The sequence below is a fragment of the Varibaculum sp. GTC20041 genome, from assembly GCF_055387755.1.
In genome coordinates this window covers 494,092-517,399 of record NZ_AP041144.1, presented here as the reverse complement: position 1 = coordinate 517,399, position 23,308 = coordinate 494,092, and the positions used below count along the sequence as shown (strand labels likewise).

At 54.5% G+C, this 23,308-nt stretch carries 18 protein-coding genes; 4 read left to right on the top strand and 14 right to left on the bottom strand.

All coding sequences use genetic code 11. The annotated features are described in order from the left end of the window. Positions 1–645: 645 nt before the first annotated feature. Together ACZ5BI_RS02130 and ACZ5BI_RS02125 are read right to left on the bottom strand one after the other, a co-directional pair. Positions 646–1,380, bottom strand: coding sequence for a C40 family peptidase (locus tag ACZ5BI_RS02130; protein WP_278606008.1), 735 nt, complete (start codon positions 1,378–1,380; stop codon positions 646–648). 267 nt (positions 1,381–1,647) lie between these two features. Continuing rightward, positions 1,648–2,334, bottom strand: a complete 687-nt coding sequence (locus ACZ5BI_RS02125) for a metal-dependent transcriptional regulator (RefSeq protein WP_464896527.1) — start codon at positions 2,332–2,334, stop codon at positions 1,648–1,650. Between the two features lie 161 nt (positions 2,335–2,495). On the opposite strand from ACZ5BI_RS02125, the gene serC reads away from it, so the two are divergent. Beyond that, a complete protein-coding gene (gene serC, locus ACZ5BI_RS02120) occupies positions 2,496–3,638 on the top strand; it encodes a phosphoserine transaminase (protein WP_464896526.1) in 1,143 nt (380 codons plus the stop codon). A 43-nt stretch (positions 3,639–3,681) separates the two neighbouring features. Here the strand turns inward: serC and ACZ5BI_RS02115 are convergent, their stop codons facing one another. The 4 genes from ACZ5BI_RS02115 to ACZ5BI_RS02100 all read right to left on the bottom strand — a co-directional run bounded on the left by ACZ5BI_RS02115 (position 3,682) and on the right by ACZ5BI_RS02100 (position 6,815). Then, entirely contained in the window at positions 3,682–3,885 is a 204-nt protein-coding gene (locus tag ACZ5BI_RS02115) for a PIN domain-containing protein (protein WP_278610813.1), read from the bottom strand. 151 nt (positions 3,886–4,036) lie between these two features. Then, positions 4,037–5,512 carry an NCS2 family permease gene (locus ACZ5BI_RS02110; RefSeq protein WP_238127558.1) on the bottom strand — a complete coding sequence of 492 codons (1,476 nt, stop codon included), beginning with the start codon at positions 5,510–5,512 and terminating at the stop codon, positions 4,037–4,039. A gap of 123 nt (positions 5,513–5,635) precedes the next feature. After that, the gene (locus ACZ5BI_RS02105; protein WP_316076777.1) at positions 5,636–6,409 is read right to left on the bottom strand and encodes a DUF3027 domain-containing protein; all 774 of its coding nucleotides are present in this window, start codon (positions 6,407–6,409) and stop codon (positions 5,636–5,638) included. Positions 6,410–6,437: 28 nt separating this feature from the next. Beyond that, positions 6,438–6,815, bottom strand: a complete 378-nt coding sequence (locus ACZ5BI_RS02100; protein WP_024059304.1) for a cold-shock protein — start codon at positions 6,813–6,815, stop codon at positions 6,438–6,440. Between the two features lie 131 nt (positions 6,816–6,946). On the opposite strand from ACZ5BI_RS02100, the gene ACZ5BI_RS02095 reads away from it, so the two are divergent. The 3 genes from ACZ5BI_RS02095 (at position 6,947) to ACZ5BI_RS02085 (ending at position 13,195) form a co-directional block, all read left to right on the top strand. Next, on the top strand, positions 6,947–10,333 hold the full coding sequence (locus ACZ5BI_RS02095) for a hypothetical protein (RefSeq protein WP_464896525.1): 3,387 nt from the start codon (positions 6,947–6,949) through the stop codon (positions 10,331–10,333). Between the two features lie 90 nt (positions 10,334–10,423). Further along, positions 10,424–12,409, top strand: coding sequence for a TPM domain-containing protein (locus ACZ5BI_RS02090; RefSeq protein ID WP_464896524.1), 1,986 nt, complete (start codon positions 10,424–10,426; stop codon positions 12,407–12,409). 72 nt (positions 12,410–12,481) lie between these two features. Then, positions 12,482–13,195: a PspA/IM30 family protein gene (locus ACZ5BI_RS02085; protein WP_464896523.1), complete on the top strand. Its 714-nt coding sequence runs from the start codon at positions 12,482–12,484 to the stop codon at positions 13,193–13,195. A 282-nt stretch (positions 13,196–13,477) separates the two neighbouring features. Here ACZ5BI_RS02085 and carB read toward each other — a convergent pair whose 3' ends face one another. From carB to ACZ5BI_RS02045, 8 genes are all read right to left on the bottom strand, one after another. Then, positions 13,478–16,759 (bottom strand): carbamoyl-phosphate synthase large subunit, encoded by a 3,282-nt coding sequence (carB, locus tag ACZ5BI_RS02080; RefSeq protein ID WP_464896522.1) that lies wholly within the window; start codon positions 16,757–16,759, stop codon positions 13,478–13,480. After that, positions 16,743–17,948: a glutamine-hydrolyzing carbamoyl-phosphate synthase small subunit gene (carA, locus tag ACZ5BI_RS02075; protein ID WP_464896521.1), complete on the bottom strand. Its 1,206-nt coding sequence runs from the start codon at positions 17,946–17,948 to the stop codon at positions 16,743–16,745. The genes carB and carA overlap by 17 nt, the downstream gene beginning before the upstream one ends. A gap of 202 nt (positions 17,949–18,150) precedes the next feature. Continuing rightward, positions 18,151–18,918, bottom strand: coding sequence for an ABC transporter ATP-binding protein (locus tag ACZ5BI_RS02070; protein WP_024059312.1), 768 nt, complete (start codon positions 18,916–18,918; stop codon positions 18,151–18,153). Between the two features lie 4 nt (positions 18,919–18,922). Then, complete coding sequence (locus tag ACZ5BI_RS02065; RefSeq protein ID WP_024059313.1) at positions 18,923–19,789, bottom strand: ABC transporter permease; 867 nt, start codon at positions 19,787–19,789, stop codon at positions 18,923–18,925. 3 nt (positions 19,790–19,792) lie between these two features. After that, complete coding sequence (glf, locus tag ACZ5BI_RS02060; protein WP_464896520.1) at positions 19,793–20,968, bottom strand: UDP-galactopyranose mutase; 1,176 nt, start codon at positions 20,966–20,968, stop codon at positions 19,793–19,795. Between the two features lie 62 nt (positions 20,969–21,030). Beyond that, positions 21,031–21,567 carry a hypothetical protein gene (locus ACZ5BI_RS02055; RefSeq protein WP_464896519.1) on the bottom strand — a complete coding sequence of 179 codons (537 nt, stop codon included), beginning with the start codon at positions 21,565–21,567 and terminating at the stop codon, positions 21,031–21,033. Next, positions 21,564–22,016 carry a PssD/Cps14F family polysaccharide biosynthesis glycosyltransferase gene (gene pssD / locus ACZ5BI_RS02050; protein ID WP_464896518.1) on the bottom strand — a complete coding sequence of 151 codons (453 nt, stop codon included), beginning with the start codon at positions 22,014–22,016 and terminating at the stop codon, positions 21,564–21,566. The genes ACZ5BI_RS02055 and pssD overlap by 4 nt, the downstream gene beginning before the upstream one ends. Further along, positions 22,009–22,995 (bottom strand): glycosyltransferase family 2 protein, encoded by a 987-nt coding sequence (locus ACZ5BI_RS02045; protein ID WP_464896517.1) that lies wholly within the window; start codon positions 22,993–22,995, stop codon positions 22,009–22,011. Before ACZ5BI_RS02045 ends, pssD begins: the two co-directional genes overlap by 8 nt. Between the last annotated feature and the right edge of the window lie 313 nt (positions 22,996–23,308).

The following is a 23,308-nucleotide window of genomic DNA, read 5'->3' as shown; positions in this document are numbered from 1 at the left end:
GTCTCTGGAGGGTGCAAATGTTGGGCAGCATCCCGTTACTAGGAAATATGCGCGACAGCAGCGCCCTCCACATGCAAAACCACCCTCCGGACGCAAAAATAACCTCCCGAGACCGAAATGCCCGTGCGCCTTAAACCCCCTCCCGAGACAGGAAGACCCGCCAGCGCGAGGAATATTAGGGGGGGGATCGAAAAGACGAATTGTCTAGAGCTGGAGGGTAATCTCAGCTCTGGAGGGTGAAAGTGCCAGGCGTGGACACATAAGCAGGCAATATATGCGCCAGAACCACCCTCCAGACGCAAAAACAACCTCCCGAGACCGAAATACCCGTGCGCCTTAAACCCCCTCCCGAGACAGGAACACCCTCCCGAGACAGAAAGACCCGCCAGCGACGGGAGAAAGTGAAGTAAGCAGCAACCGGGAAATAGCTAAAAAGATTGTGACCCGAGGAAATCTGTGGAAATCCCTCGGGTCACAATCATCAAAAATATTAAGAATCTATCGGCGCTGCTTTATTAAGAATATTTTGGCGCAATCTTTGCGTAACGCTACCTTCACATAAGAGCCATAGATCTAGGCCAGCACTAAACATCAGGAACACCAGTTACCACTAGCGCTCCACAGCAGCGTACTAGCAGGCAGTCGCTACAGGCGAATAACCTTGAAGCTGTTCGAGTAAATCGGCGCCACCTTCACAACGTCACCTGGTTTGGGGGCGTGGATAATCTTCCCACCGCCAACATATATAGCCACGTGACCTGATTTCCACAAAATGTCACCGGGCTGTGCTTGGCTGAGCGGCAACTTAGTTCCAGCTGCAGCAATTCCGCCGGTTGAACGAGGTAGCGAATACCCCAGTTGGCGGTACACATAACCCACGAACCCGGAGCAGTCGAAACCACTGGGAGTCTGGCCGCCCCAAACATAGGGCACACCCCGATACTGCATCGCTATTCCTACCGCAGTGCCATCAGCTTTGCCCAGGTCACGACCTACAAAAGTCTCGGCGGATTCTGAGGAAGAGCGCTGCGTGTTCTGGGTAGGCGCAGCCGCAGCTGGAGCAGTACTTACTTTCGCGGCCACATTCGACTGCGTAGGCTCCGCCACCGCAGAAGTAACTTCTTGGTTAACGGTCAGCTTCTCTACCGTGCCTTTTGCCAGTTGCGCAGAATCCACGGAGGTGGCGATTTGCTTGGCCGCAGTGGCATCTGCACTGGCGGGAACGGCGGCCGCCGCCACTACTGTCAGCGCAACCCCGGAACCAGCGAGCGCCGACAAGCGCTTGCCGTTCTCGGAGCAAAACAGGGATTTCGCAGCTTGAGAAACCGGAGTAGAGGGGCGGCTCGGAGCGCGGTGACGCGCCTGGAGTTTCTGAGTCACGGTGAGAGCTCTCCTAAAAGTGCTTATTTCGCTTTTGGCCGGAAAACTTTTCGGTAGCTACCCAAGCAGTTCCTCTGGCCGATTGGTCGTAACTAAATATAATGCTTCAATAACGGAATGTCACGTTTTGGTTACGAAGGTTTTTTAATATTTCGTCGCGCCTGAACACCTAAGTGGCCAGCCCCACAAAAACACGCGCCCTAAAAACCAGAAAATAGGCCGCAAAAATCAGTTATTACCGCAGCTCAAAACCTGTATTAAACAGGCCTAACCCCTATTAAAAACTCCTTCGACAAACAGATGCTGCCCCAGGGACGTGTCCAGTAACACAGTTTTTTCCGTGTCGACCCCCATAACGGCAATCTGACCATTTTCAGGCTGCAGATTCACCTCTTTACCAGGTAAAATAGCCGCTTCATCAAAAAACGCCAACATCCGGGGCTCTGCTTGGATGGGTTCACCGATTCGCACGATTTTGGTAGCCACAATACCGCCATATTGTTCCACAATCTGAGAAATAGAAGTCCCCCGCCCCTCAATCCCGTCATGCCCGTCGGGAATCGGATTGCCATAAGGATCGGTAGACGGGTGATGCAGCAGATCTAGCAGGCGCATCTCTACCGCGGCAGACATTACATGTTCCCAGCGACAAGCCTCATCGTGAACCATTACCCAGTCCAGACCGATCAGATCCAATAACAAACGCTCAGCTAGACGGTGTTTACGCACCACTTCCCGTGCTAGCTCCACCCCCTGCTCGGTGAACTCGATCCGGCGATTATCAGCCAAATAAAGCAGACCATCACGTTCCATACGCGCAACAGTTTGGGAAACAGTGGGCCCTGAATGATCTAAACGTTCCACGATGCGGGCGCGCAGAGGCGGAACTCCGTCCTCTAGCATCTCGTAGACAGTTTTTAGATACATTTCCGTCGTATCGACCAGGTCACTCATTAATGCCCCTTATGCTGTGCCGTACGCGGGAGCTGTCACCGCGCAATTACCCTCCTTCAGGTTAACCCGCCAGCCGACATATTTTCCTTTCCCCCCGCATTATCTAGCACCATAGCGGCTAGATTCGCACCGATTTATGCACCTAGAGTAAGGTTTTCCCTATGGAGAACTTCATTAGCATTCCCGCAGATTTACTACCTGAAAACAAGAAATTCGGCGCCGGCCCCAGCTCAATAAGAAAAACCGCGCTTGCGAAAGTTGCCGCCAGCGATTTGCCCGGCACCTCGCACCGGCAAGCCCCCGTCAAAGACCTGGTAGGTTCACTGCGCGGGGGGCTAAAAGAATTGTTCTCCCTTCCCGATGGCTACGAGGTAGTCCTCGGCAACGGCGGAGCCACTACTTTTTGGGCGGTCGCGGCGTCCTCTTTAATTAGGGAGCGCTCTGCCCACGCCGTGTTCGGCTCTTTTGGCGCCAAGTTTGCGGAAACCGTCAGCGGGGCGCCGCATCTTAAAGACCCCGCGATTGAGCTAGGGGGTATCTCGGCGAGGACGCAGGGGCAAGAAACCGCGAGCGACATTGCGATTTTGCGCGGCGGGCAAGAGGGAATCGATACCTATTGCTATCCGGCTCACGAGACTTCTACCGGCGCCCTCAGCCCGGTAAACAGGATCGCGGGAGGATTAAACCTGGTAGATGCGACTTCGATTGCGGGCGGGGTGCAGGTCGATATTTCCCAGACCGACGTTTATTACTTCTCGGGACAAAAATGTTTCGCGGCCGAGGGCGGGCTGTGGGTGGCACTGGCCTCCCCGGCCGCTCAGGAACGAGCGCAAGAAATTAAAGAGAATCCGGGAGCGGGGCGCTGGATTCCGCCGGTGCTGGATTTTTCGGTGGCGCTGAAGAACTCGGTTAAGAATCAGACTTTAAACACTCCGGCAATTTCCACCTTGATTTTATGGGAAAATCAGGTGCAATGGATGCTGTCCCAGGGCGGACTGGCGGAGATGGAAAAGCGTACCCGCGCGTCCTCGGCAGTGCTTTATGAATGGGCGCGTTCCCACCCGGATGCCTCCCCCTATGTAGCTAACCCGGAAGAACAGTCCCCGGTAGTGGTGACGATTGATTTCCACGATATTGACGCCAGCCAGGTAATCTCCCAGCTGCGTGCCAACGGGATCGTGGATATCGATCCTTACCGCGCGTTGGGGCAAAACCAGATCCGCGTGGCCTGCTTCCCCAATGTGGAAGTGGCCGATACCCAGGCGCTAACTGCCTGCCTAGATTACGTAATCGATCGCCTCTAGCGCCCTAGAGCCCTATAGCACCTGCCACAGCTATCTGCGTCCGCTAAGCAAACACCAGGTGTTTATCTTGAGTGCGACACTGCGTCAGATACATATTGATAATGGTTTGATAAGGAACTCCGGTACGCGCAGCCTCTGACTTGAAATAGTCAATGTTGGCGACATCGAGATTTATAGTGACCGGTTTACGTAAACGTTCCACATAGGGATTAACTCGGCTTTCGCTAAAATCGTATTCTTTCCTCATGACCTGCACCTCCAATAATAAATAAAGCCAATATCGAACCAGCCCCCGCTTCCCCAATGAATGTATTTATAAAAGTATATCTGGGGGTAATACCCACTCGGTATTACCCCCAGATAGTGCTAGGCGAATCTAGGAAATAATCAGTGCATGGCTATGACAGCAGGGATTGGATTGGCCCGAGGCTGAAGTAGATAACGAACAATACGGAAACTACCCACATCAGGGGGTGAATCCGCGAAATGCGCCCGGAAGCCATCTTTACCACCACATAGGTGATGAAACCGAACCCGATACCGACAGTAATCGAATAGGCAAACGGCATCATCATAATGGTCATAAACGCCGGAATCGCTACGTCAGCGCGCGTCCATTCAATATCGCGCACATTAACCATCATCAAGAAGCCCACGAACACGAGGGCGGTCGAGGCCGCTTCGGCGGGTACCAGCTCCACTAGCGGGGCGATAAACATAGACACCCCAAACAGCAGGCCGGTAACTACCGATGCCAAACCGGTACGCGCACCCTCGCCAACCCCAGAGGTCGATTCCACAAACGAAGTGTTGGAAGAAACCCCGCCCAGGCCACCGGCCATAGCCGAAAGCGAGTCAATCAGCAGGATTTCGCGAGTCTTAGGCGGATTGCCATCCTTGTCCAACAAATTCGCACCCGCACCAACGGCCACCATAGTGCCCATAGTGTCGAAGAAGTCGGCCAGCATTAGCGAGAAAATCAAGAGGACGACCCCAACCGCGGTGGTGTGGGGATTGGTGAAAGGTCCAAAGAAATCAATCGCGCCGATAGTAGACAGATCAGGCAGGGAAACCGGGGATCCCTGCAGCTGCGGAACATTAGATGCCCAGGCCGAGACGGCTTCTTCATCAGCTGCGCGCGAACCCAAATGGGTGAAAGCCTGCACTATAAATGCCAAAACCGTAGCGCTCACGATCCCGATCAAAATCGCGCCTTGGACTTTGCGAACATAAAGCACCACGATCACAATCAAACCGAAGCAGAACACTAGCGCCGGCCATCCCACGAGGGAGCCGTTGACCCCCAGCTGCACCGGAGTGCCCCCGGGACGAATAATCCCAGCATTAATCAAGCCCACAAAGGCGATAAACAGCCCGATCCCCACGCTAATCGCAGTTTTTAGCTGGGCGGGAACCGCTTTGAACACGGCTTCGCGAAAACCGGTCAGCACCAGGATGGTGATAGCCACGCCCTCCCAAAAAATCAGCCCCATCGCTTCCTGATAGCTAAGCCCCAAAGCCTCAGGGTTAGCCAAAGTGAAAGCCACCACGGCGTTTAGTCCCATACCGGAAGCAACCGCCAGCGGGAAGTTAGCAACTAGCCCCATTAGCAGGGTCATCACGCACGCAACCAGGGCGGTACCGGCGGCGATTGACGATTGGCTTATATCTTTGGGGGCTGCCACACCCAAAATCGCGGCGTTAACCACCAAAATATAGGCCATAGCAAAGAAAGTGACCAATCCGCCGCGGACTTCCCGCCCAACGGTAGAGCCCCTTTCCGAAATTTTAAAGAAACGATCTAGGGAACTATCCGGCTTTTTCGCCGTATCTTGAGAAGACAAGATAACTTTCCAATCCGCCACCAGGGGCATAGAAGTTACTTACAGGCTCATTATCGGAAGATTCTCAGGGTTTTTCCAATCCTGCCCGCTATGCGCAACTTAATTGCATGTCTGCCTGCAAAGCAGTTACCTCTTGGCGCTGACGGTAAGGCGCTAGATTTCCACCTGCTCTACATCCAGTTCATCCAGCCGCGCCGGAGTGGGCTGCCAGGGGGAAGTATCCACCTTCACATCGGTTTCCGAATGGGAACCACAGGTGTGATCCATAGAGACTACCCGCCCATCATCGACCGACCATTCATTGGTACACACCCCGAACATGGTGCGCATACTGCCCGCCATTTTCAGTAAGAATCCGCAGGTAGAACAGGTGTTTTCCGGGAGCCGTTTGCGGGTCATCCCGCGCCGCGCCGGCCCTTGCTCCGAATGGTACCAACGTTTAGCAGCTTGGGCGCGCCCACAAGCCGAAAGTACCCGGGGACGTCCAAGACCAAGTTCCTCCACGGTACGCCGATCTAGATCTTCGGGATTGGTGTCCACATAGGACGGGTCTAGGCGGTCATCATCGGGAACATAGGGCAGTACGTCCTCGCGTTTTACGTCTTGAGGACGCAACCGCTCGGCCCAGGGTACCCACGGGCGTGCCAGCAGCGCGTCCTCGCCTGGAAGTAAATCAATTTCGCAAACCGTGGCTTTGCGGCCGCGCGGCACCCGCGCTAGAACCGCTACCCAGTGCCAGCCGCGGTAACCGGGCTTTAAACATTCAAAACTGTGGGTGGCCAGGCGTTCACCTTCACTGGTGGCACCCAAATGTTCGCCGATTTCTTCCGGCTTAGCAATGGGCGCCAGCCCCTCGCGGGCAATATCGACCGCGCCGGCCAGTATGCTATCTACTTTTCCCGCTTTACGTCGGGTAGTTTCACTCATGTGCGTCTTTCTTAGTTCACCGCCGCCACTAGGCATCGAAATCGTCGGCAACTGCCCGCAGCAGCTGCGCGATCTTTCCGCCATTATCCGGGTAGCGTCCATGTCGCAAATGCCCGGAGGAGGCGTCCAATAACTTAATCAGGTCTTCTACTAGCGGCACCATGTCTTTGGGTTTGCGCCGCAAATTCTTTGCCACCGAGGGCGTACGTTGCAATATTTGCACCGATAGGGCTTGCGGGCCGCGGCGGGAGTCGGCAACTGAGAACTCTACCCGCGTTCCCGCCGAGGGAGGTTTAGCGCCAACAGGTAACACGCTGGCATGTAAAAATACCTGCGAGCCGTCTTCTGCAGTGATAAACCCGAACCCTTTGTCGGCATCAAACCACTTAACTTTTCCGGTTGGCACTGATTTCTCCCCTACTTTTTCTTAATCTAGGTTACATGAGGCAACATATAACCCACTTCTTTGCATATGATAATGCAAAGTGAGGATTTAATCCGCTCCGGGCTAGCCTCATTAGTTAGGGAGAAACTTAAGTGAAAGTCTTAAAGAGAGTCGGCTTACTGACGATAGTGCTTCTAGCTGCGCTTTTTGCCAGTTTCACAGTCAGCGGCAGTATTGCACACGCCGAAGAACCACCAACGATTTCCGATCATGTATATGATCCCGGTGACAAGCTTGGAGGGCAGGCCGACAAGGTTAAGGAACGGCTATCTTCTTTGGATCGTTCTGGACTACACGTGTATGTGGCGTTCCCCTCTGAATATTCCAATGAAACTGTCAGCAATTGGAACCTGATGGCTCTGCAAAAATCAGGCGCCCCGCAGGGATCCTACATGCTCTCGATAGTGGCTGATAACCCTAATCAGACTATGTATTTAGCTTCTGCAGATAATGCGGCGAAACTCTCCCAAGAAGAATTATCTGCTATTGCCTCCGAAAAAATGGTGCCCTTGCTAAATCAACAAAAATACCCGGAGGCAGTGTTAGCTTACCTAGATGCGCTCTCTGCGAAGGCGCCAGAAATGGGCTCGGGCTTGGCGGTTGCCCCTTGGGCAATGATTGCTTTTCTGGTTGCGTTAATCGTGGTAATTATCGTGATTTCCCGGGTGCTCAGGGCGCGGAGAAAAGCCCAAAATCGAACCGAGGATAATGCTTCGGGTGAATCGACTGAAGCTCTCGCGTCGCAGGATTTGCGGAGCCAGCTGCCTGCCTTTGCGGTTGGGACCCGGCAAGGCGGCGTAACAGAATCCGAGGCCTCCACAAGTAAAGAATCTTCGAAAACAGCTGTGGTTGACGAGGACGATCACGAGGACGAGCAGCCTAGTAAAGGCAAATTCCGTTTACGCTTTGGACGAAACGCTAAATCCTCGGGTAAATCTAAGTCCGACAAGACACCAGTTGATAATCCCGAAACTGCCAAGGCCGTCTCGGAAAACTTCGCGGGTGCCGCGTCCTCCCAACCGGCGGCAGCTGCGTTTTTGCAGACCCCTAGCACTGATGCTGGTCTGGTAAATAAGGAACCGAACCTAACCTCCGTCGCCGGGACAGCGCAGGTTAAGGCAGAGGAACCAAATCCAGCTATTCCCACCGGTGTTCCGGGCACTTTGAATACCTCGTCTAGTGGAAAAGTGCCTTCGCTGGCAGAACTGGATCAGATCGCTTTAGCGCGCACGAGGGCGCAGACTACCAACAGCACCGAGGCGAATGCGGGCTACCAGGTTTCTCCCGCACCCCAAATGCAAGTACCCACTTCCTCGCAACTACCGCCTCAAAGCGAAGAGCGGGCGCTCCCGCAAGCGCCCGCACCAGCTCCGGCACTATCTGGGGAACAACCAGCGCTGTCCCCGCAGGCAGCACCGTTGCAGCCAGTGCAACCGGGGGCTGCAGCCCAGGAAACAGGACCGGAAACATTTGCTCCCGAGTCAACCGGTCTGGCGGCTGCGGCTCCCGCACAGGTCAGCGCGACTACTCCCCGCTCGAACGCGTCTTATACCTCGCTAGGGGCGAGCTCGCCCCTAGCCCCTGCAACCGGGACGTCCTCGGCTCCGCAGCGACATTCTTCGGTGCTGCGCCCTGGAGAAACTACCTATTTGCCGCCGCAGGCCAATGATGATGACACCCAGGTTACTTCTGCCGCGCAGATTAAGGATTATGGCCAAGAGCGTCGCGATGAGATCGCCCGGGCGAAAGCCCGTGCCCAGGCAGCTGATCGTTTCCGGGAAGAACAGGCAAGAAAACAGGCTTCGGCCACTGCGCAAACCGCGCAACCCGCGCACGCGGCTCAGCCGCAAATCAGCCCTCTGCCGGCAAGCGTCAGCCATGAGGGTCAAGCAGCCCCACCGTTTGCCTCTCCGCTGCCACAGCAGGCAGTCGCTTCTCCGGTTACGCCGGCTGTGCCTCAAAACGCTGTCCCCGATAAAAGGAATGCTTCCCGGCCTCACTTAGGTTCCCAGGCAGCAACTCACGCAGCTTACTCGCCGGCAGTTACTTCCCGTACCTCCGATGATTTCGCCCGGCAGGCACTAGATAGTGCCGCTGCTTCCGCCCATCAGCGCGGGCAGTCTCGGGTGCCCACGCTACCGAAAATGGCGCCCGCAGTTAACAATCTAACTGCCCGCTCTTTGCCACCGGTATCTCCGCAGGCGATCCCGCAAGTATCGCAACAGACACCGGGACAGGTGTCGCGGCAAGTACCCGGACAGGTACCGGGGCAAGCACCGGCCATGGCGAACAGGCCGGCACTTTCCTCCCTGAGGGGGCAAGCAGCTGGGAGCCAACCTTCCTCCTTACAGCCATCTCTGGCGCCAGAACAGCCGCAAGCTCCTGCTTCTCTAGCAGGGCTGTCCCCTACGCCTTCACAGCGCCCCTCTCAGGCGCCCGCTGCCTCGCCTGTCCCCTTCCAAACTCCCTCCCGGGAGCCCGCACCCTCCCCTGCTCCTTCGCAGGTGGCAGCGCAACCCGTTAGAGTAGCGAAGCAAAGCGTTAAACCCTCGCCGACACCGCAGGAAACTGCCCATCAGGAAGAAGCGCGCCCGGCACCTGACTTTACGAAAGTATTGCGACAGGCAGATTCCTGGGCTCGTAAGGGAGCCAGCAAACTGACGCTCGCCCAGCAGCGGGCAGGAAAGACGGTGACCCAGCCCTTTGCTTTGGCGCTGGTTCGCGCTCAAGATAGCGTCCGCGCCGCATTTGGCGAGTTCGCTACTGCCCAGTTGCAGTCACGTCCTATTGATCAGCAGATCGTAGCCGGTAACCTGCCCGGGCCGCTGCGTGAGCTACGCGATCAGATCACCCACTTTACTAATCTGTATCACCAGCAAACCCCGTTGAACGAGATCCTTTTAAGGTTTGAGCGGGAAATCGTGACTTGCCGGGAAGACCTGGTCAGATGCCGGTTGATTGTGGAGCGTATCCAAAACGTTGATCCCCAAAAGGCCACGCGTATTGGTAACGATGTGATGGGAGCCCACAAACTACTTTCTCGGGCTCAGAACCTCATCGAGGACGCGAAGGCTAGGGATCGCGCCGGACAAGAAAACGAGGTTCTGAAAGCTACCGTGCGTACCGAGAATCTCTTATTGCAGGCACAAAAGATCGCGCGACAAGCACATGCGGAAGAAGCTGCCCTGCGCGCCGGGGCAAAAGTCGAGGCCGCGCTAACCTTTGCGGAAAAAGTCGAGCCGCTCAGTGAGCAGGTCGCGATTTTGATGGCGGCTGTCGATGACTATATCGGGGTTCACACCGCGAAAGTGGGAGTGGCGGCTCGCACCATGCTAGACCTGGCGAATCGAACTTTAACCCGTCTTGACCAGCCAGGTAACCATGATCCGCAGGAAGCTTTGCGGCTGTTGCAACGCGCGCAGCAACAAACCGAGCAGGCTCTCCGCCTAGCCGAAAACGATGTAGCGAAGCGGAGCTAGCTGGTTAAGAGCTTGGGCAAAAGCTCTGATAAAAGCTAAACCTTTGTGCTTGAGCGAGCTTTAGCGCCTGCTTGCCGATAGGATTTAGCTATGTGCTTAGCTCGATTCCGTAAACGGTTACTGACATTCTTCCTGGCAGTACTGGCCGCTACCGTCACGGTAGTCGTGCCCGCGAGCCTCGCGTTAGCGGCTCCTCCCGCCAGCAGTTTCGATAAGCATCTTTCGGATCCGGCTGGCTATCTAGAGAACTCGGGACAAGTAGCGGAAACGTTAGCTGGCGCCTCTAGCTCTGATTATCAGATCTATGCCGCCCTCACCGATAACTTCTCGCCGCTAAGCGCGCAGCAATGGTGCGTGAAGAGCCGGGAGCAGGCAGCAGGCAATAGCCAAAGCGTGCTGTTAGCTATCGCGGTAAAAGAGCGTGCGTACTACATTTGTCCGGCAGCTAATGTGCGCATTAGCGAAACTAAGCAAAATCGCATAGCTCAAGAAATAGAACCCCTGCTGTCCCAAGGTAATTGGGATCAAGCGGTTAAGGTGTTCGCGGTTAGCGCGGCCTCGTCCTCCTCTGATCTGGGCGGCGCCGTAAGTGGGGAAGAATCCGCGAGGACGGGGACCTGGTTTCGACCGCTAGCGTTAGTGCTGGTGGTAGCGGGGATCGGGGTCGGCATTATGATCTTTGCCCGCAAACAGTCAAAGACCCGCGATCAAATAAAAACCAGGCAGGCCGCGTCGGATAAGCAGCTGGTAGAACAGGCGGGCGTAGATGTCTTGGCCGCTGACGATGCTGTCCGGGGTGCAAAAGAAGAACTAGAGTTCGCGAAAATGCAGCTAGGGACGGCACAAACTGAGGAATATGCCCAGGTGTTAGCCCAGGCGAGTCAGGCGCGAGATAGCGCTATGGAGAAGTTGCGGGACTTAGATTCCCTCTCAGGTATCCAAAAATCTCAACAGGCACAAGCAGCTTCCAGCGAGGCTAAACGCTGCCAGGAGCTGTTAGCACAGCAGACAGAGAAACTGACGAGGCTGCGCGAATCTTTAGATTCTTTACCTAGCCGGATTCAGAACCAGTTATCGTTGATATCCGAGCTAGAAACCCAGGCGAGCCAGCTTCCCGCCATCATAGCGGCACTGCATAAGACCCACCCTCAGGCGGTATTAACCTCACTGGATGATGCGCCCGAGCAGGTCAGCAACCTCTTGGGGGCTGCGCGGGAAACTTTAGAGCCTCTACAGAGCGAGGATAGCTCGCCCAGCCTGAAAGTACAGGTACAAACCGCGGAACGGGCAATCGCCCAGGCTCGCACCCTGATAAAGGAGGTTTCCGAGGCCGAGACCCACTTGGCGAACCTACAGCAATCGCTACTGGCAGCCGTGACTTCTATTTCCTCAGACCTAGATGATGTAAAACGCCTTAACTTGCAGGACAAATCAGTTTTTCAGACCCTGTGCGCTAAAGCGCAAACCGCGATTGATAACTGCTTGCAAGCCCGCGATGGTCAGGGCGATCCCCTCGCATCTTTATCGGCGATTGCCCAAGCCGAAGCCGATTTGGATCAAGCGTTGGCACCACATCGGCAAAATAGCGAGCAACAGCAGAAGGCCGCGGCCAGACTACAGACGGCTTTAGCTAGCGCGCAAGCCCGGATAGCTAGCGCAAATAGTTACGTTTCTAGTCACCGCGGCGCGGTAGGTTTAGATGCACGCCAGTATCTAGCGCGCGCCGAATCCCTCTACCAGCAGGCCCAGGCTTCGCGGGGAGATACCGGGATCAAATTAGCGGAACTGGCAGGAGAAGCTGCCGATAAAGCCCGCGAGAGCGCAAGTACCGACTACCAAGAGCGCCGCAATGATTGGGATGGAGGGTCAGGAGGAAACAGCAGCGATTTCCTAACCGGGATGATCCTAGGCGGAATCTTAAACGGCGGACGGGGCTTCGGCGGCGGAACCAGTTGGGGTTCAAGCTCCGGAAATTCTGATTGGTTCGGCGGCGGTTTTGGGAGCGGTAGCGGATCCGGCTTCGGAGGTAGTTTCGGCGGTGGAAGCTCCGGGGGCGGCTTTGGAGGGAAGTTTTAGCCCGCCAGTTGCCAGTATTTCCAGTAGAATCAGAAATTAGTTAGACAAAGCCAACCAATACCAGGAGGAACGATGGCAGAAAAACAAACAATTCTGGGTCGGATTACCAATATGGCGAAAGCCAATATTAATGCGCTTCTTGACCGGGCAGAAGATCCCGAAAAGATGCTTGACCAGATGATTCGAGACTATACCAACTCGATACGTGAAGCTGAAAGCGCAGTTGCCCAGACTGTGGGGAATGTGCGGCTGGCAGAGAAAGATCTAGAGGAAGACCGTGCCGCAGCAACGCAATGGGGTGAAAAGGCTGCTTTAGCGTCAAAGAAGGCCGAAGAAGCACGTACTAGTGGGGATACGGCCGAGGCCGAACGCCTGGATAATCTGGCACGTCTGGCTCTAGGTAAACAGATTGATTTTGAACAGCAAGTGAAGTCGCAAGAACCGCTGCTGGTTTCCCAAAAGGAAATGGCTGAGCAGCTCAAGGCGGGCTTGGCCGGGATGAAGACTAAGCTAGAGGATCTTAAAGTCAAGCGTGACCAACTGGTGGCGCGGCAAAAGACCGCCCAGGCGCAAAACCAGGTACAAGAAACCGCTGCAAAGTATAACTTGGCGGATCCCACCAGTGAACTTAACCGCTTCGAGGAGAAAATCCGCAAGCAGGAAGCCCTGGCTGCAGGACGCGCCGAGCTAGCTTCTGAATCACTAGAGAATCAGTTTGCGGAACTGGAAAAATCCGGTTCCTCCGCAGAAATTGAGGCTCGTCTCGCAGCTTTGAAGAACAAATAGTTCCCACTACCGCCGACAGCCTAATAGTCCTTGCTGGCGCCAGAAATCGTTTCTGGCGCCAGCAACTGTTTGTACGGCAAATACAGGCCAAGTTTTACTCCACTAGGTTCACGACCAAGTATCTCTCAAGTTTTGCGTCAGTATCCCCAGGAACCAAAAATCCGCAAAATTAGGGAATGCGACCCCTGTCCCTATGGGTCAGCATTCCCCCACCGGCGCCCAGCGCCCCCAGAATCAGACCGATTGCTAGTCCGATAGCGGCGGCCAGCAGTAGGAACATGACTATTTCGCTTTGTCGTATTCCTGCAGTGAACACACCCCATAGGTGCGGTCGCGAGTAGCTTCAATGGCCTGCACCGCTGCCTGGAACTGGGACATGGTGGTAATGATCGGTTTATCTGCAGCAGTAGTGGCGGTGCGGATTTCGTAACCATCCGCCCTCGCCCCGGAAGTGCCGGGGGTGTTGATCACCATATCGATGAGGCCGGCGCGGATCATATCCACTACTGTTTGTTCCCCGTTCGGGCCGCGTCCTTGGCTGGCTTTTCGCACCTCGGTAACCGGAATCCCGTAACGGCGTAGCAAAGCAGCTGTACCTGCAGTAGCCATGATGGAGAACCCTAAATCAAATAAGCGCGACACCGGCAAGGCTAAGGCGCGTTTATCCTGGTCAGAAACCGATACGAACACGGTACCTTTAGCGGGCAGATTTCCATAGGCCGCAGTCTGGCTCTTGGCGAAGGCGGTGGGGAAATCTCGGTCATACCCCATGACTTCCCCGGTAGAACGCATTTCGGGACCGAGAACGGTGTCCACGATCCGGCCATCTTTATCCCGGAAACGCTTAAACGGTAGCACCGCTTCTTTCACTGCGATCGGACGACCCGGGGTAGCGAAATCAGAATCATCGGCGGGCAGATAGCCGCGCTCTTTTAGCTGTGCGATTGAAGACCCCATCATCACCAGGGCAGCCGCCTTAGCTAGCGGCACTCCGGTCGCTTTGGCTACAAAAGGTACCGTGCGCGAGGCTCGCGGATTAGCCTCAATCACATATAGCACCCCGCTGACTAGGGCATATTGAATATTGATCAGACCGCGTACCCCTACCCCGGCCGCGATCTTCTCCGTCGAGGTACGGATATGGGAAATAATCGCGTCCGAGAGGGTAATCGGGGGCAATACGCAAGAAGAATCTCCAGAGTGGATTCCGGCCTCTTCAATATGTTCCATTACCCCGCCCAGGAACAGCTCCTGGCCATCATAAAGCGCATCCACATCGATCTCAATCGCGTCATCGAGAAAACGATCGATCAATAGCGGTCCGGTCATCACCGTAGGATCAGACAGGTTGTAGCGATGCAGATAGGAGTCAAGTTCGTCGCGCGAATAGAGGATCTCCATTCCGCGTCCTCCCAAAACGAAAGAAGGACGCACCAGAACCGGATAACCGACCTTTTCGGCCTGTTCAAAGGCTTGCTGCGGGGTGGTAGCAGTCCCGTGGGCAGGAGCAGGTAGCCCCGCCTCCTCTAGTACCCGACCAAAGAGTTCACGATCTTCGGCGGCGTCAATCGCGCTCGGTGGAGTACCCACTATCGGCACCCCGGCCGCCTCTAGGCGCGAGGCTAAAGACAACGGGGTTTGCCCGCCTAGCTGCACAATCATCCCCGCTACTGGTCCGGCCTCGCATTCGGCCTCGTAAATTTCCATCACGTGCTCGAAAGTAAGCGGCTCGAAATAGAGGCGGGAAGAAATATCGTAGTCCGTAGACACGGTTTCCGGGTTACAGTTAACCATCACCGTGTCATAGTCAGATTGCAGTTCCTGGGTGGCGTGCACGCAGGAATAATCGAACTCAATGCCTTGCCCAATCCGGTTCGGACCGGAGCCCAAAATAATCACTGCCGGACGCTTACGCGGTTTAACTTCGCTGGTCAAGTCATAGCTGGAATAATAGTAGGGGGTTTGGGCGGGGAATTCCCCGGCGCAGGTATCTACCGTCTTGTAAACCGGACGAATCCCGAAGGCTTTGCGCACCTCCCGCACTACCTGGTCGGATACCGAGCGGATCTGCCCGATCTGCAGGTCAGAGAAACCGTGACGTTTCGCCTTGGTCAACAGTTGAGGGCTAATCGCTTCGGCTTCCCGGATTTCTTCCGCAACCTCATTCAGTAAGAACAGCTGATCTAGGAACCAGCGGTCAATCTTAGTGGCTTCGTAGAGTTCCTCTAGGGTTGCCCCCGCCCTAATCGCGTCCATCACTTGGATTAGGCGTTTTTCCGTAGATATCTTGACCTGCTCTAATAGCTCTTCCTTGGAGGAAGAAAGCGGGGTATCCCAGCGGAAGTAGGTGCCCGCTTTATCTAGAGAAATCAGGGCTTTTTGTAGGGCTTCAGTAAAGTTGCGTCCCAGCGCCATCGCCTCGCCTACCGACTTCATGGCGGTGGTCAACGTGGGGTCAGCGGCCGGGAACTTTTCGAAAGCAAAACGCGGCACTTTAACGACTACATAGTCCAAAGTGGGCTCAAAAGAAGCCGGAGTCGAGCCGGTAATATCGTTGGGAATCTCGTCCAGGGTGTAGCCGAGCGCCAATTTTGCGGCCAGCTTCGCAATTGGGAAACCGGTAGCTTTCGAGGCCAGGGCAGAAGAACGAGACACCCGGGGGTTCATCTCGATGACTACTACCCGGCCAGTATCTGGGTGAACCGCGAACTGGATATTACACCCGCCGGTATCAACGCCGACTTCCCGGATAACGTTAATCCCGATATCGCGCAGATTCTGCAGCTCCCGGTCAGTTAGCGTAAGCGCGGGAGCCACCGTAATGGAATCGCCAGTATGTACCCCTACCGGATCCACATTTTCGATAGAGCAAACCACGACCACGTTATCGGCTTTGTCGCGCATCAGCTCTAGTTCGTATTCTTTCCAGCCCAGAATCGATTCTTCCAGCAGAACCTCGGAGGTAATGGAATCAGCCATTCCTCCCCCGGCGATGCGAATCAAATCCTGCTCGTTATAGGCAATCCCGGAACCCATACCTCCCATCGTGAACGAAGGGCGCACCACCAGTGGATATCCCAACTGTTCGGCAGCTGCTCGGCAGTCAGCCAGGTTGTGAGCAATGAAAGAACGAGCCACTTCCGCTCCGCAGCGGTGAACTACCTGCTTAAACTCTTCGCGATCTTCACCGGCGTTGATTGCCTTAGCACTGGCACCAATCAGTTCTACCTGGTATTTTTCCAAAGTGCCATCTTGAGACAGGGAAATCGCAGTGTTGAGTGCGGTCTGTCCCCCCAAAGTAGGCAGCAGAGCGTCTGGGCGTTCCTTTTCAATAATCGACGCCACCACCTGCGGGGTTATCGGCTCAATATAGGTAGCGTCCGCCATTTGCGCATCGGTCATAATGGTTGCCGGGTTGGAATTAACCAAAATGACCCGCAACCCTTCCGCTTTGAGCACGCGGCAGGCTTGGCTCCCGGAATAGTCAAATTCGCAGGCCTGACCGATTTGAATCGGCCCGGAACCAATAACTAGGACAGATTTAAGATCAGTTCTGCGTGGCATGTTTTTCCTTCGCTTCCTGCATCATGGTTAGGAACTTATCAAAGAGATATTGGGCATCGTGGGGACCAGCCGCTGCCTCGGGATGGTACTGCACGCTGAAAGCCGGCAGATCGAGGGCGCGCAAGCCCTCCACTACCCCATCGTTTAGAGCCAGGTGAGATACTTCTACCCGCCCGTAGCGTCCCCCATCGAAGGGTGCCACCGAAGGATGTTCCGCGGGAGCGTCTACCGCGAAACCGTGATTATGGGCAGTGATCTGCACTTTTCCGCTTTCGCGGTCCACCACCGGTTGATTTACCCCGCGGTGACCATAGGCAAGCTTGTACGTTCCATACCCCAAGGCGCGCCCGAGGATTTGGTTCCCAAAACAAATCCCGAAGAAAGGAAGCCCGGCGTCCAGCACCGCCCTCGCTAAGGCTACTTCATGGTCTGCAGAGGCCGGATCGCCCGGTCCGTTAGAGAAAAACACCCCATCAGGATTCACCGACATGATATCCGCAAAGCTGGAGTGCTGCGGAAACACATGCACCTGGATTCCGCGCAACGCCATCTGCTCGGGAGTACGGGATTTAATCCCCAAGTCTAGGGCAGCCACCACCGCTAAAGGTTCTCTGCCCTCATATTCACCGGCGGGCTCCACTACGTATTTTTCGGGAGTACTCACGTCAGCTGCCAGCGCCGCTCCGGCCATCACCGGCTGGTCGCGCACCACTGACACCAAAAGGTCGCGGGTAGCCTGATCAAGATAGGCAGCCCCAGCCGGGAGAGCATCACCAGAAAAGATTCCGCCCCGCATGGCACCGGCTTCGCGCAAATGCAGGGTGAGGGCCCGGGTATCGACCTCGCAAATACCCACCACATCCTGGTCTTTGAGTAGGTCTTCCAAGTCGCCGGTAGCGCGCCAATTGGAAGCCCGGCGGGCGCGATCACGCACCACATATCCGGCTACCCAGACTCTGCTAGACTCCGGATCCGCTTCGTTTACCCCCGTATTTCCGATATGAGGCGCGGTTTGAATAACTATTTGCCGGTGATAGGACGGGTCGGTCAAAGTTTCCTGGTATCCGGTCATCCCGGTCGCGAACACTACTTCCCCCAGGGCGCGTCCCCGCTTCCCCCAGGCTTTGCCTTTCGCAATGAACCCGTCCTCCAGCACGATCAAGGCCAGATCCGAGGAGTCCTGATGCATACGATTACTCCTTATCTACGCTTGAGCCTTGCGGGCGAGGGCGTATAGAAAAATTGCTCGCACCAAGCGGACGCGAGCAAATGGTTAAGAGTTTCACTGCCTACAAGCATACCGTAAGGCGCTATCCGGGCGTGATTTTTCACCAGTACTCGGATAATGAAGAAAGCTGACTACCAAAAATGGAAAGTCGCTGGAGCCAAGCCTAGGAACGCATTAGTTTAACCGCGTCGGCAATCGGGCCATCTAGCACTTTTTTCCCTTTTTTCAGCACGATTCCCCGCTCACAAAAGCGTCCCATTAGATCCAGGTCGTGACTGACGATTACCAGTGATTTACCTGCTTCTGACAGTTGCGAAATACGATCAAGACATTTCTTTTGGAAGGGCTCATCGCCTACCGCCAAGATTTCATCAATCAGAAAAATATCGGGGTCAGTGTGGACTGCCACCGAAAATGCTAGCCGCAGGAACATTCCCGAAGAATAAAACTTGACTTCGGTATCTAGAAATTCGTGAATCTCCGAAAAATCTACAATCTCATCGAAATGAGCTTCGATTTCTTCACGGGTCATCCCCAAAATAGCGCCATTCAAGAAAATATTTTCCCGCCCGGTTAAATCAGGGTGGAAACCCGCGCCTACCTCGATTAAGCCTGCGACTTTACCCCGCACACCTACGGCTCCTGCCGAAGGCTGCATCACTCCGGAAATAAGTTTCAACATTGTTGATTTCCCGGAACCGTTAAATCCCAAGAGCCCCACGGTTTCCCCGGCGGCAATATTGAATGAAACATGATCGAGGGCGCGGAAACGGTCACGCATCTGTCCCCGTCTGCCGGTCAAAGACCACACCAGCATATCTTTCAAGGTATGGGTGTTGCGGATAGTGAAGTCTTTTACCACGTCTTGCGCGGTTATCACCGTATCAGCTTGGGTTAATTCTGGGTCAACTTTTACGCTCTTATTGGCCATACTTTTACAGCTCCTGGGCGAAACGCCCGTCATAGTGGCGGAAAACTTTATCCCCTATCAGCAGCAACAGGATTGAAATCAGGGCGGAAGCCACTACCATTAACGAAAAATTGTCCGGGAAACTCTCAGCCACGCCCGCGGTGGGAATCCAAAAACCATAATGGAAAAGTTCGACTACCGTGGTGAGGGGATTAAGTTGATAGACATACCACAGCCATCCTCCCTGCCAGTCCCCCAGTACGTGGTAAACCATTGACCATTTATAAAGAACCGGGGAAGCCCAGGTAGCGACCATTAAAATCAAATCCACGAAATTTTCGGCATCGCGATATAGCACGTTAAAAGCTCCGCCGAGTAGTCCGAGCCCCAAACTAAAGATCGTGAGAACAACGAATGCTAGCAGCACTGCCAGCAGATTATTTATCCCCGGTCGCCAACCGAAAATCAGGCTTCCAATAATCAAAATCACCACTTGCGGCACGAAATGCACAAATGCCACCCAAACGGAGGACACGGGGAAAAGTTGCCGTGGCAAATAAATCTTTTTCACCAAATCCTGGTTTTGCACCAGCGAACGCGTACAGTTACCGAAGATTTCGGAAAAATAGTTGACCGCAACCACTCCGGCAAACATATAAACCACGTAATTGGTAATGTTCCGGTTCATTCCCATAAACACCCCGATGGCAAAATAAAACACCAGGAATTGGGTTGCGGGTTTGGCATAAGACCAGAGCATCCCCAGGATTGAACCCCGATAACGGACTCGTAGTTCTTTATGTACTAGTAGTTGTAGCAGATACTGTTTACGAACAACTTCAAATAAACCGTGGGATGTACCTGGACGGGTAAAATCAGTGCTGACACTCACCAGTTACTCCCCATCCGTCTTTTTACCAGAGAAATAAGGTTTCACCACGTTGTCATAGCGGGAAAGCGCAGACGCAATCGCCATATGCATATCAAAATACTTGTAGGAGCCCAGACGTCCTCCAAAGAGGGTGTGGGGTAACTTGTCGCGTAGGGCGCGGTACTCCAGTAGCTGCTCACGGTCACGAGCAGTATTAATCGGATAATAGGGTTCATCATCCTTGCCGGCAGTGCGCGAATATTCCCGGGCGATCACCGTTTTTTCATTTTGGTAATCCCGCTCCGGATGGAAATGCCGGAATTCAATAATCCGCGTGTACGGAACTTCCCGGTCACCATAGTTCATCACCGAAGTGCCTTGGAAATCACCGGTAGCAACCGTCTCCCAATCGAAATCGAGGGTGCGCCAACCGAGCTCCCCATAGCGGTAATCAAAGAACCTATCTACCGGACCGGTATAAACCACCGGCACCTGCCCAATGCAGGCATCACGGTTGAAAGGTTGGGAGGTGTCGAAAAAGTCGGTCGATAGTTTTACGTCAATAAGGTCGTTATCCGCCATTTTTTCTAGCCAGGCGGCGTATCCATCTTGGGGAAGTCCCTCGTATTTATCGGAAAAATAGCGATTATCGTAGTTGTAACGCACCGGAAGCCGAGAAACGATCGCCGCCGAAAGATCCCGCGGATCAGTTTGCCATTGTTTCGCGGTGTAGCCCTCAAAGAAAGCCTTGAATAAGGGCTCTCCTACCAGGGAAATCCCTTTGGTTCTGAAATTCTGTTCTGCGTCCTCGCCCCGGATAGCGCTAGCTTGGGAGGCGATTAGCTGTCGAGCCTCATCGGGAGAATAGGCAGCCCGGAAAAACTGGTTAATGGTTCCCAGATTGACCGGCATGGGGAAAACTTCGCCCCCGACATTGGTGTATACGTGGTGCACATAATCGGTGAAAGCAGTGAAGCGGTTGACGTATTCCCACACCCTCTCATTAGAAGTGTGGAACAGGTGAGCCCCATATTTATGGATCTCGATACCGGTTTCTTCATCGCGGTAAGAGTAGGCATTTCCGCCGATGTGATCACGTTTTTCAACTATGGTGACCCGCCGACCTAAATCGTTAGCGACTCGTTCTGCCATGGTTAGACCAAACAGTCCGGATCCAACAATCACTAAATCGGTATTCACGTGGATTCCCCTTGTCTTGCGAGCTTCTGGCTTCCTTAATCCTACCGTGTTAACACTAAAAATTAATCTGCCAGCAAGGATGACGCGAGTTTTGTGAAGGCTCTAACTGCGCTGGCACTGTCGATCTTGTCTAACTGGTCTGCAGATACGGGCTGGGGATCCACTAAAGCTCCTTTGACCTGCGCATAATCATTGGCGAGGGCGATTAACGAGCGCCTGCGCATAAAGTCGGAGAACCGGATTTGGTGAGTGTCGATGTGTTCACCTAGATCTGGATCCCGCGGCACGATCACAGGCACAAAACCGCGCCGCAACCATTCCATCATCAGGGAAGGACCGCCCGGTAAAACCACTCCTTTTAGGTTCCCTGCCAGGGCGTCCATTTCTTGGTGGCTAAGGTTTTCGCGCCCGTTCGCCTCTTTCGGAGGTTGTGAAGTTCCGTATTGCACCAGGACAGACGCATCCGGATTCTCGCGAGCGAAACGATCCGCCATCTGGATTAACCGGTCAAAAGGCATATGGTGCGTTCCCACCATAAACAGGTAGTCGGCGTGAAGCTCGCGGTTATTATTTTCGCTTATATTCGCGGTTTCAGTCATAGTAGCGGTCCGATCACGGTGGCACCCGGATAAAGTTTCAACTGTTCAGGCCATTGCACGGCGAAGCGATCTGCTAAGCGGTAACAGATCCTACCTGATAGCGAGGGAATTTCGATCCGGTCGAAGACCTCGATATAGATAGTGGGAATCTTCATGAGCCGCGCTAGTGCAATGAAAACCGTCCCCAATGAAGCCCCTGCAGAAACCACCAGTTCGGGGCGAGCCGAACGTAGAAGCTTCCAGGCTAGGCGCAGCGAGCGGAATACATCCCGTAAGTTACGGTCGGGTGAATGCTGTGCCCAGACGACTTTCTGATCAGCTAAAAGGGAGACGGCATCGGGAGTTTCGAAAGTTACCCACAGGGATTGCTGCCGTTTCCACCAGGGTTTTAAGGTGTAGAGCTGGGCTAAGTGTCCGCCGGAGGAGCCAGCAAAAAGAACTTTAACCATGTTGTTTGTCCGCTTTCACTCGGGCAGCATTTTCACAGGCCGCAACTAGCTTCGCGGTTTCCGGGTCGGAAGCAAAAACCTCTTCGTTAGGACGCGGCCCAGATAGCACCCCATCGGTCACTCCTTTTACCCCCAGGCGCAGCATCTTTTTCTTTTCCCCGCTAGATAGCCACATTCTGAACCAGCGCACGATCGTGGAACCGCCATAAAGCAGCCGATCCAGAGGTAGTAATCCCCGCGAGCGCAATAGGAACCAAATTTTATTGCGAGTCTCGTAATAAAAACGATCCCCGGGATCATCGGTAGCAGACGCGGCAGCGCGGGTTTTGTGTACCACCACCGAGGCTGGTACATACAACCCGATGCGGTGTTTCAGCAGCCGGGCGGTGTATTCCAAGTCATCATTCCAAATAAAGTAATCAGCAATCGGCAAACCGCTCCGGCGCACTTGTGCTACCTCTACCAGTATTGACACGAAGGAGGCCGCACGTACCTGCCGCATTCCCAGATCCCGGGCGATTCGTTTGCGGCCCGGTGATATTAGCGGTCTTTCCCGATGGGCATTCATGGGGTGTTCGCTACCGTCTGTCCACTGTGCCTTTGATGCCAAAAGCGCTGGAGAGCCGGGATAAGTCTGCCCCGCTATTAGTAGTTGTTCTAACGCATCCGCTGTAGGGATGGTGTCGTCATCCATAATCCAAATGAAATCCTGGCTTTCCAGCTCTTTATAGGCAAGGGCGTGCGCGATTCCCGCACAAAATCCGCCAGCCCCGCCGGTATTTTCTGAAAGCGGTATTACTCGGTCAACTACCGGGTGCTGTTGGGCAATATGTGCAGAATCATCAGTTGAAGCGTTATCAATCACGATTACCCGCTGGACTGGCCTGGTCTGTGCGGCGATTGCGTCCAGACATTCACGAAGTAGTTTAGCGCGGTTATAAGCTACTACCACCGCAGATACCTGACGTTCTTCGCCCATTGCCATATCTCCTTTGGTTGGTTTTTTCCATCATATCTAAGCAGAGAAATACCCGAATAGCGATCGCCTCAATTATTCTCATTTGCGTCCTCCCCTATCCGCGGATCAAATACCCCATCGCCCTCCCCGGAGGGTAATTCGGTCATCGGAGGGCGATACTGTCCCTGGAGGGTGATTCTGTCGCCGGAGGGCGGTTTCGTCGCGGGAGGGTGGTTTCGTCGCCGGAGGGCGATTCCGTCAAGTAATCGGAAGAAAAGCCAGCAAAAAGACCCTCCCCGTACAAAAACACCCTCCAACGCCAATAAAAACCCGG